This is a genomic window from Magnetospirillum sp. ME-1 (assembly GCF_002105535.1).
Taxonomy (GTDB): Bacteria; Pseudomonadota; Alphaproteobacteria; order Rhodospirillales; family Magnetospirillaceae; genus Phaeospirillum.
The window spans coordinates 2,062,464-2,079,130 of record NZ_CP015848.1 but is presented as its reverse complement, the minus strand read 5'-3'; the positions used below and the strand labels follow the sequence as shown (position 1 = coordinate 2,079,130).

The following is a 16,667-nucleotide window of genomic DNA, read 5'->3' as shown; positions in this document are numbered from 1 at the left end:
CATGAGTTCGGGGCAGCGGCTGCGCTTCTGGCTGGTCGGCGGCGCCGCCTTCCTGGTGCTGCTTTACATGCTGCGCGGCGTGATGCTGCCGTTCGTGGCCGGCATGGCGGTGGCCTATTTCCTCGACCCCCTGGCCGACCGCATGGAGCGGGCCGGGCTGTCGCGCACCCTGGCCACCGGGATCATCTGCCTGGTGTTCTTCGGCGTGCTGGGGATCGGCCTGACCCTGCTGGCGCCGGTCATCCAGAGCCAGGTGGTGACCTTCGTCCAGAAGGTCCCGACCTATGCCCAGGCCCTGCACCAGCGCGCCCTGCCGCTGCTCGAAGAGGTCTACCGCCACCTGTCGCCCGAGGATCTGGACAAGCTGCGGTCCTCGGCCGGGGCCTATGCCGGCACGGCGGTGGAATGGGGCCTGGGCGTGGTCAAGGGCGTGCTGTCGGGCGGCATCGCGGCCATGAGCATCCTGTCGCTGCTGTTCATCACCCCGGTGGTGACCTTCTACCTGCTGCGCGACTGGGACCACATGGTCGCCAAGGTGGACAACTGGCTGCCCCGTCATCACGCCGACACCATCCGTCATGAACTGAAGGAGATCGACCGCACCATCGCCGGCTTCGTGCGCGGCCAGGCCATGGTCTGCATGATCCTGGCCGTGTTCTACGGCGTCGGTCTGACGCTGACCGGCCTCGACCTCGGCCTGATGATCGGCCTGGGCACCGGATTGGGGGCCTTCGTTCCCTATGTGGGCATGCTGATCGGCCTGATCGCCAGCGTCGGGCTGGCCTTGGCCCAGGGGGGCGAGTGGCACCTGTTGGGCGGTGTCGGCGTGGTGTTCCTGATCGGCAACGTCCTGGAAGGCAACTTCCTGACGCCCAAGCTGGTGGGTGACCGGGTGGGGCTGCATCCTGTGTGGATCATCTTCTCGCTGCTGGCCGGCGGCGCCCTGTTCGGCTTCGTCGGCATCCTGCTGGCGGTGCCCGCCGCCTCGGTGATCGGTGTGCTGGTCCGCTTCGCGCTGCAGAACTACATGCGAAGCTCGCTCTACGACGGCGTCGGGGACGATTACAGCAAGTCATGAGCGACGCCCAGCTTCCCCTGGCGTTCGGGCATGTGCCCTCGCTGGCCGCGGACGATTTCCTGGTGGCGCCCTGCAACGCCGAGGCTCATGCCTGGGTGGCCGCGCCCGGCCGCTGGCCCGGCCCGGCCGGCATCCTGGTCGGCCCGGCCGGCAGCGGCAAGACCCATCTGGCCCATCTCTTCGCCCATGACGGCGGCGGCAGGCTGGTCTCGGCCGCCCAACTGACCCCGGAGAGCACCCGTCCCCTGCTGGAATCGGTGCCGGTCCTGGCGGTGGAGGACTGCGACCGCGCTCCCCGCGACGAGGTGGCGCTGTTCCACCTGATCAACCAGGGCCGCGAGCTGGGCCGGCTGCTGCTGCTCACCGCGCGCGTGCCGCCTTCCGCCTGGGGCGTGGGGCTGCCCGACCTGCGCTCGCGCCTGCTGGCCATGCCGGTGGCGTCCATCGGGGCGCCCGACGATGCCTTGCTGGCCGCCCTGCTGGTCAAGCTGTTCGCCGATCGCCAGCTTCGTGTCGGCGAGGAGGTGGTATACTTCCTGCTGGGCCGCATGGAGCGCAGCTTCGCCGCCTGCGCCCGGGTGGTGGAGCGACTGGACCACGCCGCCCTGGCCGGACGGCGCGCCGTCACCGTGCCGCTGGCCCGGCGCATTCTGGAAGGGGAGAGCGAGGATGGATCTGGGACTGAAGGGCCGTAGCGCCATCGTCTGCGGCGCGTCGCGGGGCCTGGGCCGCGCCTGCGCCGAATCCCTGGCCCGCGAGGGCGTCAACGTGGTGATGGCGGCGCGCCGTCCCGACGTGCTGGAACAGGCCGCCAAGGAGATTCGCGCCCGCACCGGGGCGGCCATCAAGACCCTGCCGGTGGATGTCACCACGCCCGAGGGGCGCAAGGTCCTGCTGTCCATCCTGCCCGATCCCGACATTCTGGTGACCAATGCCGGCGGCCCGCCGCCCGGCGATTTCCGCGACTGGGACCGCGCCGCCTGGATCAAGGCGCTGGATGCCAACATGCTGACCCCCATCGAGCTGATCAAGGCGACGGTGGACCACATGATCGCCCGCAGGTTCGGCCGCATCGTCAACATCACCTCGGCGGCGGTGAAGGCCCCCATCGACATCCTGGGCCTGTCCAACGGGGCGAGGGCGGGGCTGACCGGCTTCGTCGCCGGTCTGGCGCGCCAGACCGTGCGCCACAACGTCACCATCAACAATCTGCTGCCCGGCCCCTTCGACACCGACCGCCTGCGCGTCACCATGGAGGGCCAGGCGGCCAAGCGCGGGCTTTCCATGGACGAGGTGCTGGACGAGCGGCGCCAGGCCAATCCGGCGGGACGCTTCGGCGACCCGGCCGAGTTCGGTGACGCCTGCGCCTTCCTGTGCTCGGCCCAGGCCGGCTACATCACCGGCCAGAACCTGCTGATCGACGGCGGAGCCTTTCCGGGAACGCTTTAGGCGGCGGGGCGGACCACCGACTTCAGGAAGGCGGCCAATCCCTGGGCGGGAGCGGGGCTGTCGAATACGCCGGGGCCGTTGGCCCGCATGACCTGCGAGACCTGCTCGCGGTAGGCCGGGTCGGTCGCCAGGCGGGTGGCCAGGGCCACATAGGCTTCCTCGTCCGGCGCCACCAGTTCGCCCAGTCCGGCGGCGCGCAGGATGCCGGCCGACACGTGGCCGCGCAGCAGGCGGCCGTTTCCCGCCACGATGGGCGTGGCGCAGGCCAGGGCTTCCATGGTGGTGTAGCCGCCGGACCAGTCCAGGCTGTCCAGCGATATGTCGGCGGTCTTGATCATGCCAAGGAATTCCTTGGACGAGACCGCGCCGTGGACTCGCACGAAGTGCCTGGCGTCGAGACCATGGGCGGCGAAGGCGTGCTCCATGCGCTTCAGGAACACCTCCTTGTAGGTGCCGAAGCGGTCGATGAACTCGATGGAGCAATCCCCCACCGCCTTGGCGATGCGCGGGAACAGATGGTCGCGGCCGGGCAGCATCTTGTACAGGCTTTGGGCGCAGAACAGCCGGGGGCCCTTGCGGCCGGGATCGGGCTGCGGCAGGACGGCCTCGTCCACCTTGGGAGGCGCAAGATTGAAGCCGATGCCCGGCAGGCGGACCAGCCTTTCGGTGTAGTGGTCGTCGGCACCCTCGGGCTCGATCAACTCGCCGCTGAGGAAGTAGTCCATGCTCTGCATGCCGGTGGTGACCGGATGGGCGAAGGCGGCGCACTGGATGGGGGCGAGGCGCAGCATGGCCAGGCGGTCCATGCGCGGGTCCAGGCCCACGTCGGGATAGATCAGCACGTCCAGTTCCGCTTCGGCCACCTTGCGGGCAACCTGGTCGGTCGGCAGGTAGGCATCGATCAGATGCTCGGCGATGGCGGCGGTGGCCTCCGTCCCCTGGTCCCAGGTGGCGCCGGCGTGGAAGACGAAGACCTCGAAGGTGTCGCGGTCCAGGCCCGCGATCCAGCCCCGCATCAGTTGGTTGACCACGTGGAAGTGGAAACTGCCGGACAGGAAGCCGACGCGGATGCGCGGGCGTGGCGGGCGTGGCGGAACCGGGGCGCCGAAGCCGTGGCAGGCCTGGGCGACGCGCGATTGGGCGCCGCGCAGCAGGCGGTTGAGGTCGCGGTCGTTCTCGCCCTGATAGGCCAGGAAGAAGACGTCCAGCTCGAGGATGCCGGCCTGGGCAGGCAGTTGGGCGGCCGGCAGGGCATGGATTTCCTGGGCGACGGCCTCGAGCTTCTCGGCGAAGCGCCGGCGCCATTGGGCCACCTGCTCCTCGGATTCGTACTGGTTGGGCAGCACCAGGGCGTTCCACCAGCGCGCCTCGATGCAGCCTCCCTTTTCCAGGAAGGCGGTGGATTGGAGGGTACGGTCGGTGCGGGCCAGCAGCTTGCCGAGGTTGAGGTTGACCTCGGCGGCGTCGGGGAAGCGCTCCAGCAGGGCACGGTATTGTCCCTCGGCCTCTTCCATCCGGCCGAGGACGCGCAGCGCCATGGCCCGGTTGTTGCCCGCCACCGGATCGGCGGGGTTGAGGGCGAGCAGCCGCTCGAAGCAGTCCAGCGCCTCCTTGCCCTGGCCGCAGGCGTAATGCAGCAGGCCGAGATCGTTGATGGCGGCGGGGAAATCGGGCTGCGCCTCCAGCACCGCCTGAAAGGCCGCCAGGGCGCCGTCCGCGTCGCCGGTGTCCCGGAGCGCCCGGCCGAGCAGGTGGCGGCTGGGCACCCGCCCGGGCTCGCGTGCCAGGAGATCCTGGAGGAGGGGGCGGGCCTCGGCCGCCCGGCCGGTCTCGATCAGCAGCCGGGCCAGGTTGTCGGTGGCGTCGCCGAGGCCGGGGGCCAGGGCCAGGGCGCGCCGGAACGCCTTTTCCGCATGTCCCTTGTGGCCGCTGGCCGCCTGGGCCGATCCCAGCGCGTTCAGCGCCATGGGATTGTCGCCGTGCTTGCGGACCAGACGGTTCAGCACCTCGGCGGCCTCGGCCGGCTTGCCGCCGGACAGCAACGCGATGCCGAGGTAGTAAAGGGGTTCCGGGGCGTTGGGCGTGCGTCCGTTCAGGGTCTTGAACTGGCGGGCCGCCTCGTCCCAGCGGCCCTGTTGCAGGGCGCCCATGCCCTGGCGGAAGATCAGTTGAAGGTCTGCGGACATGAAACGGAAACCCTGCTGCCGGGAAAACGCGGGGACGGTTATAGAGCCGTTTCCCCGGCGGGAGAAGCCGTCTCCAACTCCCTGGGACGGATGAAGGACAGCAGCCGCCCGCGTCCAGCCTCCAACTCGCCCCAATGGGCGATGTCCAGGCCGATCACCGCCAGGGCTCCGGTGGGGAACTTGGCGGCCAGTTCGGCCAGCAGGGCGGGGTCGCCGTGATGATCGACCAACACCTCGGCCAGACGGCCGATGCCGGGGTTGTGGCCGATCAGCAGCACGGAATCCATGTGCTCGTCCATCCGGCGCAGGCGATCGAGCAGCCTGGACTTGCCCGCCTCGTACAATTCCGCCTCCATGGATACCGGCACGCCCTCCAGACGGGGTTCGATCAGCGTCCAGGTGGCCACGGTGCGCGCCGCCGCCGAAACCAGGGCGATGCCGGGGCGAAATCCCTGCTCCGCCATGTACCGGCCCATGCGCTTGGCGTCCTTGCGGCCCCGGCCGTTGAGGGGACGGTCGAAATCCTCGGCCGAGGGATCGTCCCAGCTGGATTTGGCGTGGCGCAGCAGGAAGAGTTTTCTCATATCCGTAACCGCCTCGGTCATGACAGGGCTTCGATCAGGATATATAAATGAACGGGGGCGCACCACGCCTTGTCCAATGGAGAAACGCCGTGACTCATGCGCAGGCCGTCGATATCCCGGTTATTGACATGGAATCCAAGGATCGCTTCATCAATCGGGAGTTATCGTGGCTGGCCTTCAACGGCCGGGTGATCGAGGAGGCGTTCAATCCGCACCACCCGTTGCTCGAGCGGCTGCGCTTCCTGTCCATCTCGGCGGCCAACCTGGACGAGTTCTACATGGTGCGCGTCGCCGGCCTGAAGGGCCAAGTGGACGCGGGCGTGATGACCACCAGCCAGGACGGCCTGACCCCGGCCCAGCAATTGGCGGCCATCAATTCCGAGGCGGCCCGGCTGCTGGAAGCCCAGAAGAAGTGCTGGCGCGAACTGAAGGTCCAGCTGCGCGAGGCGGGCATCGCCGTCATCGACCGTTCGGAGCTGTCCAAGGCCGACATGAAGTGGCTGGAAGGCCGCTTCATGGAACATGTCTTCCCGGTGTTGACGCCGCTGGCCATCGATCCGGCCCATCCGTTCCCCTTCCTGCCCAACGGCGGCATGGCCCTGGTGCTGCACCTCTACAAGCTGGATGACGGCGAGGTGCTGCGCGCCCTGCTGCCGCTGCCCAGCCAGATCGAGCGTTTCACCCGCCTGCCGGGCGACGGCATCCGTTTCCTGCCGTTGGAAGAGTTCGTGCTGCTGTTCCTCGACCAGCTGTTCCCCGGCTTCCGCATGGAATCCTTCGGTCACTTCCGGGTGATCCGCGACACCGAGATGGACATCGACGAAGAGGCCGAGGATCTGGTCCGGGTGTTCGAATCGGCGTTGAAGCGCCGCCGGCGCGGCCACGTCATCCGCCTGTCGTTCAGCGCCGGCATCTCCCAGGATCTCAAGGACCTGGCCACCGCCGAGATGCACGCCGACGAGGAGGACGTGTTCGAGATCGACGGCCTGCTGGGGCTGGTGGACACCAAGCGGCTGATCGTCGACGAGCGCCCCGATCTGCTGTTCCCGCCCTACCACGCCCGCTTCCCCGAACGCATCCGCGATTTCGGCGGCGATTGCTTCGCCGCCATTCGCAAGAAGGACATCGTGGTCCACCACCCGTTCGAAAGCTTCGACGTGGTGGTGCAGTTCATCCGCCAGGCGGCGGCCGATCCGGCGGTGGTGGCCATCAAGCAGACGCTGTACCGCACCAGCGCCGATTCCCCCATCGTCAAGGCGCTGGTCGAGGCGGCCGAGGCGGGCAAGTCGGTCACCGCCATGGTGGAACTGAAGGCCCGCTTCGACGAGGAGGCCAATATCCGCTGGGCCCGCGACCTGGAACGCGCCGGCGCCCAGGTGGTGTTCGGCTTCCTGGAGCTCAAGACCCACGCCAAGATTTCCCTGGTGGTGCGCCGCGAGGGCGGTACCCTGGTGTCCTACGTCCATTTCGGCACGGGCAACTACCACCCGATCACCGCCAAGGTCTATACCGACCTGTCGTTCTTCACCTGCGACCCGGCGCTGTGCCGTGACGCCGCCAAGACCTTCAACTACATGACCGGCTACGCCAAGCCCGACAGCATGGAAAGCCTGGCCATCGCGCCCATCTTCCTGCGCAAGAAGGTGCTGTCCCTGATCGACGCCGAGATCGCCAACGTCAAGGAGGGCAAGCCCGGCGCCATCTGGGCCAAGATGAACTCGCTGGTCTGCCCCCAGCTGATCGACGCGCTCTACCGCGCCTCGCAGGAAGGGGTGAAGGTGGATCTGGTGATCCGGGGCATCTGCTGTCTGCGGCCCGGCGTGCCCGGCCTGTCCGAGAACATCCGGGTGAAGAGCATCGTCGGCCGTTTCCTCGAGCATTCGCGCGTCATCTGCTTCGGCAACGGCCACCGCCTGCCGTCGCGCCACGCCAAGATCTACATCTCCTCGGCCGACTGGATGCCGCGCAACATGGACTGGCGGGTGGAATCCTTCGTGCCCATCGAGAACTCCACCGTGCATCGCCAGATTCTCGACCAGATCATGGTGGCCAACCTCAAGGATCAGGCCCAGACCTGGATTTTGCGGCCCGATGGCGTCTACGAACGTTTCAAGGCCGAGGACGGCGCGTTCAACGCCCATACCTACTTCATGACCAATCCGTCGCTGTCGGGTCGCGGCAGCGCGGGCGAACGCGGGCGCAAGTCGAAACACCTGCAGCTTGCCTAGGCAGAAATGAAGATCAAACTCCGCCAGGAACCCATCGGCATCGTCGATATCGGGTCCAATTCCATCCGCCTGTGCGTCTACGACCTGGCGCAGCGGGTGCCCGTGCCCTTGTTCAATGAAAAGGCGGTGTGCGGCCTGGGCCAGGGGGTGGGCAGTTCCGGCCGCCTGTCGCCCGAGGGGGTGGAGGCCGCCCTGGTGGCGGTGGGGCGTTTCGTCACCCTGTGCCGGGCCATGGAGGTGGAGCGTCTCGACGTGCTGGCCACGGCCGCCGTGCGCGATTCCGCCGACGGCGCCGATTTCGTGCGCGAGATCGAGCGGCGCTTCGACGTCGAGGTCAAGGTGCTGTCCGGCGGGCAGGAAGCCAAGATGGCTGCCATGGGCGTGCTGTGCGGCACCCCTGACGCCAACGGCATCGTCGCCGACTTAGGCGGCGGCTCGCTGGAGCTGGTGACGGTGCAGGACCAGAATTTCGGCCTGCACGTCACCATGCCGCTGGGTCTCTTACGCCTGACCGAGGCGTCGGGCGACGACAAGGCCAAGGCCGCCGACATTGTCGACGGCCACCTGAAGAACATTCCCTGGCTGGGCGAGGGCAGGGGGCGCAACCTCTATGCCGTGGGCGGTGCGTGGCGCTCCATCGCCCGCATCTGCATCAGTCAGACCCAGCATCCGCTGACCGTGCTCGATAATTTCTCGCTGGACGCCCGCGAGGCGCTGTCCATCCTGGAACTGGTCTCCACCCAGAGCCGCAAGTCGCTGGAGAAGATTCCCGGCGTTTCCAAGAAGCGCACCAACGGCCTGCCCATGGCGGCGCTGATCCTGGCCCGGGTGATCCGCGCCATCGGCCCGTCGCGCCTTGTGTTCTCCATCTACGGCATGCGCGAGGGGCAGTTTCTCAAGCGGCTGCCGGAAAAGCTGAAGCACGAGGATCCGCTGCTGTCGGTGTGCCGCCACATGGCCTTGCTGAACTCGCGCTTTCCCGAGCACGGCGACGAGCTGCTGGCCTGGATGGCGCCGCTGTTTCCCAACGAAACCAAGCGGGAGAGCCAGCTGCGCCATGCCGCCTGTCTGGTGTCCGACATCTTCTGGAACGAGCATCCCGATTACCGCGCCGAGCAGGCCTTCCTGCGCATCCTGCGCCTGCCGTTCATGGGGGTGGGGCACCGGCATCGCGCCGCCATCGCCTTCGCGGTGTTCTGCCGCTACCAGGGCAACGAGGACTCGCCCGAGGTGGCGCGCTTCATCCAGCTGCTGGACGAAGGCGCCTTCCGCCGCGCCCGGGTGGTGGGGCTGGCGCTGCGCCTCGCCCATACCCTGTCGGGCGGTGCCCCCAATCTGCTGCGCCAGACCCGGCTGTTCGTCGAGGACAAGTACCTGATCCTGGAAGTGCCCGCCGACAACCCGGCCTTCACCTTCGAAGGCGACCGCTCCTTCGACCGGCTGGCCAGGGTTCTGGACTGCGAGGCCCTGATCTTCCGGCGGGTGACGTGAGTTCGTGGGGTGTCATCCCGAGCGAAGTCGAGGGATCTCCGCTTGGCGGAGCGCTGCCATTTCTGAAAGCTCGCGCCAGAACGAGATTCCTCCTCCCGATGGTCGTCGGAATGACAGGCTCGATGCCATGACCCAGATCTACATCGACGGTGACGCCTGCCCGGTGAAGGACGAGGTGTTCAAGGTGGCGGGGCGCTACGGCCTTCCCGTCACCGTGGTGGGCAACGCCTGGCTGCGGCTGCCCCAGGACCCGCTGATCACCATGATCGTCGTGCCCGAAGGCCCCGACGCCGCCGACGACCGCATCGCCGAGCTGATCGGGGCGGGCGACATCTGCGTCACCAACGACATTCCCTTGGGCTCGCGCTGCCTGATCAAGCGGGCGCTGGTACTGCGTCCCAACGGCAAGCCCATGACCGAGAATTCCATCGGCGACGCCCTGGCGACGCGTGACCTGATGAACACGTTGCGCGAGATCGGCACCATGACCGGCGGCCCCGCGCCCTTCGCCAAGCAGGATCGGTCGAGGTTCCTGTCTGCGCTGGATACGATGGTGCATCAGGCCAGGAGGGTGATACCGGGACTCTGATCTGCGGAATTAGTGCTCAACATACCATTGGTATGTGCGTATATGTTTATTCCGATGTTCGCGCTGCATATTCCGACCGCCATGTTTTGCGTGGGCCTGCTGCTCGTCGTCCTGGGGCTCCTGTTCCAGGGGGGCTGGAAGGCCGGCGAACTCTATGCGCCCAGCCGCAACTGGGCGCCGGCCGCCATTCTGTATGGCCTGGGATTCATCCTGATTTCGTTTCGCAACGAAGCGCCCCTCTTCCTGAGCGTGGTGATGGCCAATGTCATGGTGGTGGCCGGCGTCTGCCTGCTGCATCGGGGGATCACGGTGCATGTGGGAGTCCGTCCAGCCGATCCCTGCTATTGGGCGGCGGTGGCGCTGGTCCTGGCCGGCTTCTCCTGGCTGTCCCTGGTCCAGCCCAGCGTCAAGACCCGGGTTGTGCTGCTTTCAGCCCTGGTCGTGCCGTTCCTGGTCCACGCCATGCTGCTGATGCGTCGGGGACCCGCCAGTTTCAGCGGGCGATTGCTGACCATTTCCCTGGGAATTGCCTCGGCCTGGTTCGTGGTCAGGGGGATCATGATCGCTTCCGGTCCGGAAATCGCCGAGAACGCGGTCAATTCCGGCGGCATTTCGGCGCTCAATCTCTTCTTCAGCAGCGTTCCGGCCGTGATGATGGTGGCGCTGCAATATCGCCTGGAAGCCGAGCGGGTCCGTGCCGCCCTGGAAGAGGATGCCGGACGCTTGCGTCGGGAACGCGACCGGCTGGAGGAGGTGGTGGCCGAGCGGACGGAGGAATTGTCCCGCTCCAATGCCGAACTGGAGCAGTTCGCCTATGTGGCCTCCCATGACCTGCGCCAGCCCTTGCGCGTGGTCAGCGGCTACATCACCCTGCTGGAGCGCCGTCTGAAGGACGTTCTGGACACTGACGGGCGCGAACAGGTCGCCTTTATCGTCGATGGGGTCAGGCGCATGGACGCCATGATCGTCGGCCTTCTGGAATACTCGCGCATCGGGCGCGATGCCTTGAAGGGACAAGCCGTACCCCTGGAGGCGGCGCTGGCCGATGCCCTTGCCAATCTGGAAGCGACGGTGGGCATGTCGGGAGGGACGGTCGAGGTTCAGCCCGGTTTGCCATCCGTGTGGGGAGACCGGGTCGAGCTCATGCGGCTGTTCCAGAACCTGATCGCCAACGCCGTCAAGTATGTGGAGCCGGGCGTCACGCCCCATATCCGGGTGGAATGGCGCGACGATGGCGCCGAATGGCAGATTCTGGTGTGCGACAACGGTATCGGAATTCCCCCCGAAGCGGCCGAGCGGGTATTCGGACTGTTTCAGCGGCTGGTGTCGCGCAATCAATACGAAGGCAGCGGAATCGGTCTGGCTGTCTGCCGCAAGATCGTCGAGCGGCACGGCGGCTCCATCGCGGTCGAACCCGACCGGGACGGCGGAAGCGTGTTTCTTATCCGTCTGCCGAAGACGATGCCGGCGACCGCCTGAGCAGGTCATCGACCGCCAGGGCCAGATTCATCGCCTCGGCCGGGCGCTTTTCCTTCAACAGAGCCTCCAGCAGCCCCATCTGGCCATGGGCCCAGACACCCTGCTGCGCCGCCAGCACCGGGGTGCGCACCGCCTCGCCCTGGTAGGACCGGCGGCAGGCCTCGGCATCGGCGGAATTGTGGGCGCGGCACGGCAGCGGCCGGGCTTCGTGGATGCCGCACAGACCGTCGTCTTCCAGCAGCGGACAGCGGATGCGCGCCGTCCACCATTGCCGCTGCTCGAGGCCGGCGCCCTTGGCCGCCGCTTGCCTTGCGCGGGCGGCGATGGCGGCGCGGGCTTCCGGCGGCTTGGCGGCGATGGCCTCACTCACCAGCTCCAACTCGGCGGCCGAGACGGCGACGATCTGATGGCAGCACCAGGCGCAGCCGGCGGCACAGGCTTGGCGCTTCACCTGTTCGTCCAGGTTCAGCGCCCGGCGGACCCGGTCGAAAAAGGAATCGGTGGCGGCGATGGCGGCGCGGGCGGCCCCGGCCAGGCCCTTGCCCTGGGCGAAGGCTTGCGAGGCGGCCTGGGCGGCCCCAAGTCTTGCGTCGGAATAGCCGAGTCCGGCCAAGTCAGTCGGCCGCCGCCGGTTCGGCCTCGGCACAGGCTTCCACCGGCTCGATGGGCACGGTGCGCAGCCGGCGTCCGTCGGTGCAGAAGCCCAGGCCCAGGCGGCCGTGCTTGAGCTTCAGCGCGTCCTCGCCGAACAGCTCGCGCCGCCAGCCGTGCAGGGCGGGAACGTCGGCGTTGTCGTCAGCGGCGATGGCGTCGATATCGGCGGAATTGGCGATCAGCTTGCCCGCCACCCCGTGCTCGTCGCACTTCATCTTCAAGAGCACCTTCAACAGCTCGACCACCGGGCCCAGGCCCTTGGGCACGTCCACCCGGTCACCGGGCTTGGGGCATTCGGATTCGGGCAGGGCCATGCCGCGCTTGACCGCCTCCAGGATGGCCTGGCCCATCTTGCCTTCCACCAGGCCCTTGCCGATGCCGCGCGTACGGCCCAGCTCGGCGGTGTCGGTGGGATGATGGGCGGCGATCTCGGTCAGGGTCTCGTCACGCAGGATGCGCTGGCGCGGCAGGTCGCGGTCCTGGGCCTCGCGCTCGCGCCAGGCGGCCAGTTCCTTCAAGACGCCGAGGAAGCGGGGCGAGGTGGAGCGGGGCTTCAACCGCCGCCAGGCGTTCTCCGGGTCCACCCGATAGGTGCCGGGCTCGGTCAGCAGGGCCATTTCCTCGGCCAGCCACTCGATGCGGCCGTTCCGTTCCAGCTTGCGCACCAGCTTTTCATAAGCGACGCGCAGATGGGTGACGTCGGCCAGCGCGTATTGCACCTGCTTTTCCGAAAGCGGCCGCATGGACCAGTCGGTGAAGCGCATGGATTTGTCGATGCGGGCCTTGGCCAACTGCGAGGCCAGGGTCTCGTAGCCCACCGCGTCGCCGAAGCCGCAGACCATGGCGGCGATCTGGGTGTCGAAGATGGGGGTCGGGATGGCGTCGGCCAGATGCAGGAAGATTTCCACGTCCTGGCGGGCGGCGTGGAACACCTTCAAGACATTGGTGTCGGCCATCAGCTCGAACAGCGGCGCCAGGTCCATGCCCGGGGCCAGGGGATCGATGGCGCGTGCCTCGTCGGGGCCGGCGACCTGCACCAGGCAGAGCTGCGGCCAGTACGTCTTCTCCCGCATGAATTCGGTGTCGACGGTGACGAACGGGGCGGATTTCAGTCGGCGGCAGAACGCCGCAAGCGACTCGGTGTCGGAGATCATCGGCATGGCTGCCACAGATACACCCTGGCGGGCGATCCGGCAAGCGGGCGGCTTCTCAAGCGATGGCGTATCCCGAGCGCTTGCGGTCCAAAGCCTCGCGCGTGGTGCGGATCAGGTCGCGCAATTCCTCGCGGCTCATGCCCGACAGCGTGGTTTCTCGCAAGGGATTGGGCACCGGAACCCGCGACGCGGGCGGCGAGCCGGGCCGCATGCCCCGCGCCCGGCGGTCGGGGCCCACATAGGTTTCGGTGACCACGAAGCAGCGGCGCTTGCGGGTCAGCTCGGTGATGCGCTCGGCCACCTTCACCGGATCGACGGGCTTTTCCAGGATGGCGTCGGGGCCGCAATCGAGCAGGCGGGCCAGATGCTCGGTCTGGGCCAGCGAGGTCATCAGCACCGTCACCGCGAAGGCGTTTTCGGTCCCGATGCCTCTGCGCATGTCGCGGACCAGGGCGCAGGTGGCCTCTACGTCGGAATCGGCGTCCATCACCAGAAGGTCGATCATCTCGGACCCGTCCAGGGGGGCGTCCAGGTCGGAGACGCGCAGCGTCCGGCACCCCAGCACCCCAAGGGTGCGGGCGACCACGTCGCGGCTGCGGGAATCGAGATTGCGCAGAAGGGCGCGCATACCTGTAGCGTCGTGCGTCATGGCTCACCATCCTGGCAAGAGTCAGCGACCTTCTGGCCGCCGGCATCCCGTCCACGCTCCGGTCGGGTTGCAGGAACGAGTTTGCCGCCCGACTCGTAAATATTGGGTTATCCCGCCTTGACAAAATACGGCCCGGGATGCCTTCTTCCCGCTTTGAATTGGCGCATCGCGTACGAGGGTTTCATGCACGTCTATCGGTCACACACCTGCGGTCAGTTGAAGGCGGCGGATGCCGGCATCCAGGCTCGGCTGTCCGGCTGGGTTCATCGCAAGCGCGACCACGGCAATCTGCTGTTCGTCGACCTGCGCGACCATTACGGCCTGACCCAGTGCGTCATCGACGTGTCCAGCCCGGTCTTCGCCACCCTGGAAAAGGCCCGGCCCGAAAGCGTCATCACCGTCACCGGCAAGGTGGTCAAGCGCTCGGCCGAGACCGTCAATCCCCGCCTGCCCACCGGCGAGATCGAGCTGCAGGTGGCCGAGGTGCAGATCCAGTCCATCGCCGACGTGCTGCCCATCCAGGTGGCCGGCGACCAGGAATACCCCGAGGACATGCGCCTCAAGTACCGCTTCCTCGACCTGCGCCGCGACGACGTGCACGCCAATATGATGCTGCGCTCCAAGGTCATCGCCTATCTGCGCCAAGCCATGATCGGCCAGGGCTTCACCGAGTTCCAGACCCCGATCCTGACCGCCAGCAGCCCGGAAGGTGCCCGCGACTATCTGGTGCCGTCGCGCCTGCACCCCGGCAAGTTCTACGCCCTGCCCCAGGCACCGCAGCAGTTCAAGCAGCTGCTCATGGTCGCCGGCTTCGACAAGTACTTCCAGATCGCCCCCTGCTTCCGCGACGAGGCGGGCCGCGCCGACCGTAGCCCGGGCGAGTTCTACCAGCTCGACTTCGAGATGAGCTACGTCACCCAGGACGACGTCTTCGCCGCCATCGAGCCGGTGCTGGAAGGCGTGTTCAAGGAATTCGGCAAGGGCCGCGCCGTCACGCCCGCGCCGTTCCCGCGCATCACCTATGCCGATTCCATGCTGAAATACGGCTCGGACAAGCCCGACCTGCGCAATCCCATCATCATCGCCGACGTCACCGAGCCCTTCCGCGGCTCGGGCTTCGGCCTGTTCGCCAAGCTGGTGGACAAGGGCAACGTGGTGCGCGCCATCCCCGCGCCGGGCGCGGCCGGCCAGCCGCGCTCGTGGTTCGACAAGCTCAACGACTGGGCGCGCGAGAACGGCGCCGGCGGCCTGGGCTACATCCAGTTCGCCGCCGACGGTCCCAAGGGCCCCATCGCCAAGAACCTGGAGCCCGCCCGGGTCGAGGCCATCAAGGCCGCCGCCAACCTGAAGGACGGCGACGCGGTGTTCTTCGCCTGCGACAAGGAACTGGCGGCCGCCAAGTTCGCCGGCCTCGTCCGCACCAAGATCGGCAACGAGCTGGATCTCCTGGAAAAGGACGTCTTCAAGTTCTGCTGGACCGTGGACTTCCCCATGTACGAGCTGAACGAAGAGACCGGTCTGGTCGAGTTCTCCCACAACCCGTTCTCCATGCCCCAGGGCGAGATGGACGCGCTGCTGAACCAGGACCCGCTGACCATCAAGGCCTATCAGTACGACATCGTCTGCAACGGCGTGGAACTGTCGTCGGGCGCCATCCGTAACCACCGCCCCGACATCATGTACAAGGCCTTCGAGATCGCCGGCTATTCCGCCGCCCACGTGGAAGAGCATTTCGGCGGCATGCTCAACGCCTTCAAGTTCGGCGCGCCCCCCCACGGCGGCTCGGCGCCCGGCGTCGACCGCATCGTCATGCTGCTGGCCGACCAGCCCAATATCCGCGAGATCATCCTGTTCCCCATGAACCAGCAGGCCCAGGACCTCCTGATGCAGGCCCCCGCCGAGGTCACCATGGAACGCCTGCGCGAACTCCACCTCAAGGTGGACCTGCCCAAGCCGAAGAAAGAGGTCAAGGAGGGCTGAGGCTCTTCGATCCTGTCGATGTGAGGAAGGGGGCTAAGGCCCCCTTTTTCATGGGCGGAGCCCAAACCCGCCAAAGGGCCGAGCCCTTTGGGACGTCGTTGGCTCGTCATGCCCGGACTTGATCCACTTCTGTCCGGTTTAATTGCCTGGGTGCTAGCGGATGGGTTTTTTCACCACCAAGTTCTGGTGTCGTCGTGCCCGGACTTGTTCCGGGCATCCATGCCCATCCGCGGGGACGATTGCTTCATAAGGCATTCCAGCGGATCCGCGTGGATGGCCGGGACGATGCCCGGCCATGACGGGGTGGGTACGTAGGGTTCCCAAAGGGCCGCGCCCTTTGGCGGGTTTGGGCGGAGCCCAAGAGCAGCGCCTCAGGCGCTCATCTTCACCGGCGGCTGGTTCTGCCAGCTGAGCTTGGCCAGGGCGTTTTCGGCGATGCGGACCTGATCGGCGTCGGGGTTGTAGCGGCGCTCGAATTCGACGCGGGATTCCCAGCGGGCCAGCATGTCCTTGGGGTGGTCGGGGCGGGCCGGTTCGCCGGTCAGTGCGCCGATGGTCTCGTCGTAGCGGGGGTGGAGCTCGGTGGGAAAGCCGATCATCTGGAACTCGTCCCAGGACAGCGTGCCCTCCATGTAGAGCTCGTGGGTGACGTCGGCGAATTCCTTGGGCGAGATGTTGCGCAGGTCGAAGCGCGGCTCGGCCGGGGCCGAAGGCGGCGGCAGGGCGACCAGGGGCTCGGCCGGCTTTTCGGCGACAGACTGTTTCTCGACCCCGTTGCCCAGGCGCGGCTCAACGCGCTGCGCTTCGGACGGCGGGCGGTCGGAGAACAGGCGGAGAAGGGTCGATCCGATATTCATGGCGTCTTGTCGGCGGGTTGCAGGGGGACGTGGCGATAGGGTTCCAGTTCGGGGGCGGCCAGCAGGGTGTGGAACTGTTCGGCGGACAGGGTGCCTTCGGCGAACAGTTCGCCGACCAGGGCGGCCACTTGCCTGGCGTTGGGGTGGGCGGGCGGCGCGGCGGGCGGCGACAGCGGCGATGGGCCCATGACGGTCGAGGCGACATCGGGGGACCGCAGCAGGGCTTCCATCCAGTCGGGTGAAAATTCGAATGTCATTCGCCACCTCCTCCAAAATCCTGGACCCGAAC

15 protein-coding genes are annotated in these 16,667 nt (G+C 67.3%); 8 read left to right on the top strand and 7 right to left on the bottom strand.

The window, feature by feature from the left end; translation table 11 throughout:
* Window position 1: 1 nt before the first annotated feature.
* Genes WV31_RS09705 through WV31_RS09695 form a run of 3 tightly spaced genes read left to right on the top strand, consistent with a single transcriptional unit; the run spans window position 2 to window position 2,527 of the window.
* A complete protein-coding gene (locus WV31_RS09705) occupies window positions 2-1,078 on the top strand; it encodes an AI-2E family transporter (protein ID WP_085373359.1) in 1,077 nt (358 codons plus the stop codon).
* Window positions 1,075-1,773: an HdaA/DnaA family protein gene (locus WV31_RS09700; RefSeq protein WP_085373358.1), complete on the top strand. Its 699-nt coding sequence runs from the start codon at window positions 1,075-1,077 to the stop codon at window positions 1,771-1,773. The genes WV31_RS09705 and WV31_RS09700 overlap by 4 nt, the downstream gene beginning before the upstream one ends.
* Entirely contained in the window at window positions 1,748-2,527 is a 780-nt protein-coding gene (locus WV31_RS09695) for an SDR family oxidoreductase (protein ID WP_085373357.1), read from the top strand. Before WV31_RS09700 ends, WV31_RS09695 begins: the two co-directional genes overlap by 26 nt.
* Here WV31_RS09695 and WV31_RS09690 read toward each other — a convergent pair.
* Window positions 2,524-4,713 carry a tetratricopeptide repeat protein gene (locus WV31_RS09690; RefSeq protein ID WP_085373356.1) on the bottom strand — a complete coding sequence of 730 codons (2,190 nt, stop codon included), beginning with the start codon at window positions 4,711-4,713 and terminating at the stop codon, window positions 2,524-2,526. The two genes, WV31_RS09695 and WV31_RS09690, sit on opposite strands and share 4 nt — an antisense overlap.
* Before the next feature lie 38 nt (window positions 4,714-4,751).
* Window positions 4,752-5,297, bottom strand: a complete 546-nt coding sequence (locus WV31_RS09685; protein ID WP_237051562.1) for a SixA phosphatase family protein — start codon at window positions 5,295-5,297, stop codon at window positions 4,752-4,754.
* 128 nt (window positions 5,298-5,425) lie between these two features.
* Between WV31_RS09685 and WV31_RS09680 the strand changes: the two genes are divergently transcribed.
* The 4 genes from WV31_RS09680 to WV31_RS09665 all read left to right on the top strand — a co-directional run bounded on the left by WV31_RS09680 (window position 5,426) and on the right by WV31_RS09665 (window position 11,084).
* Window positions 5,426-7,525 carry an RNA degradosome polyphosphate kinase gene (locus WV31_RS09680; protein ID WP_145980789.1) on the top strand — a complete coding sequence of 700 codons (2,100 nt, stop codon included), beginning with the start codon at window positions 5,426-5,428 and terminating at the stop codon, window positions 7,523-7,525.
* A 6-nt stretch (window positions 7,526-7,531) separates the two neighbouring features.
* Window positions 7,532-9,016, top strand: coding sequence for a Ppx/GppA family phosphatase (locus WV31_RS09675; protein ID WP_085373353.1), 1,485 nt, complete (start codon window positions 7,532-7,534; stop codon window positions 9,014-9,016).
* A 127-nt stretch (window positions 9,017-9,143) separates the two neighbouring features.
* Window positions 9,144-9,605, top strand: a complete 462-nt coding sequence (locus tag WV31_RS09670) for a YaiI/YqxD family protein (protein ID WP_085373352.1) — start codon at window positions 9,144-9,146, stop codon at window positions 9,603-9,605.
* Window positions 9,606-9,659: 54 nt separating this feature from the next.
* Window positions 9,660-11,084 carry a sensor histidine kinase gene (locus WV31_RS09665; RefSeq protein ID WP_168185889.1) on the top strand — a complete coding sequence of 475 codons (1,425 nt, stop codon included), beginning with the start codon at window positions 9,660-9,662 and terminating at the stop codon, window positions 11,082-11,084.
* On the opposite strand, the gene WV31_RS09660 is transcribed toward WV31_RS09665, so the two are convergent.
* Genes WV31_RS09660 through WV31_RS09650 form a run of 3 tightly spaced genes read right to left on the bottom strand, consistent with a single transcriptional unit; the run spans window position 11,047 to window position 13,541 of the window.
* The gene (locus WV31_RS09660; protein WP_145980788.1) at window positions 11,047-11,697 is read right to left on the bottom strand and encodes a YkgJ family cysteine cluster protein; all 651 of its coding nucleotides are present in this window, start codon (window positions 11,695-11,697) and stop codon (window positions 11,047-11,049) included. The genes WV31_RS09665 and WV31_RS09660 overlap by 38 nt on opposite strands.
* A gap of 1 nt (window position 11,698) precedes the next feature.
* Window positions 11,699-12,898: a ribonuclease D gene (gene rnd / locus WV31_RS09655; RefSeq protein ID WP_085373349.1), complete on the bottom strand. Its 1,200-nt coding sequence runs from the start codon at window positions 12,896-12,898 to the stop codon at window positions 11,699-11,701.
* A 49-nt stretch (window positions 12,899-12,947) separates the two neighbouring features.
* Window positions 12,948-13,541, bottom strand: a complete 594-nt coding sequence (locus WV31_RS09650; RefSeq protein WP_145980787.1) for a response regulator — start codon at window positions 13,539-13,541, stop codon at window positions 12,948-12,950.
* A 183-nt stretch (window positions 13,542-13,724) separates the two neighbouring features.
* Here WV31_RS09650 and aspS point away from each other — a divergent pair, with 183 nt between their 5' ends.
* Window positions 13,725-15,521 (top strand): aspartate--tRNA ligase, encoded by a 1,797-nt coding sequence (gene aspS, locus WV31_RS09645; protein ID WP_085375539.1) that lies wholly within the window; start codon window positions 13,725-13,727, stop codon window positions 15,519-15,521.
* A gap of 371 nt (window positions 15,522-15,892) precedes the next feature.
* Here the strand turns inward: aspS and WV31_RS09640 are convergent, their stop codons facing one another.
* The gene (locus WV31_RS09640; RefSeq protein ID WP_085373347.1) at window positions 15,893-16,378 is read right to left on the bottom strand and encodes a hypothetical protein; all 486 of its coding nucleotides are present in this window, start codon (window positions 16,376-16,378) and stop codon (window positions 15,893-15,895) included.
* The gene (locus WV31_RS09635; protein WP_085373346.1) at window positions 16,375-16,635 is read right to left on the bottom strand and encodes a hypothetical protein; all 261 of its coding nucleotides are present in this window, start codon (window positions 16,633-16,635) and stop codon (window positions 16,375-16,377) included. Before WV31_RS09635 ends, WV31_RS09640 begins: the two co-directional genes overlap by 4 nt.
* Between the last annotated feature and the right edge of the window lie 32 nt (window positions 16,636-16,667).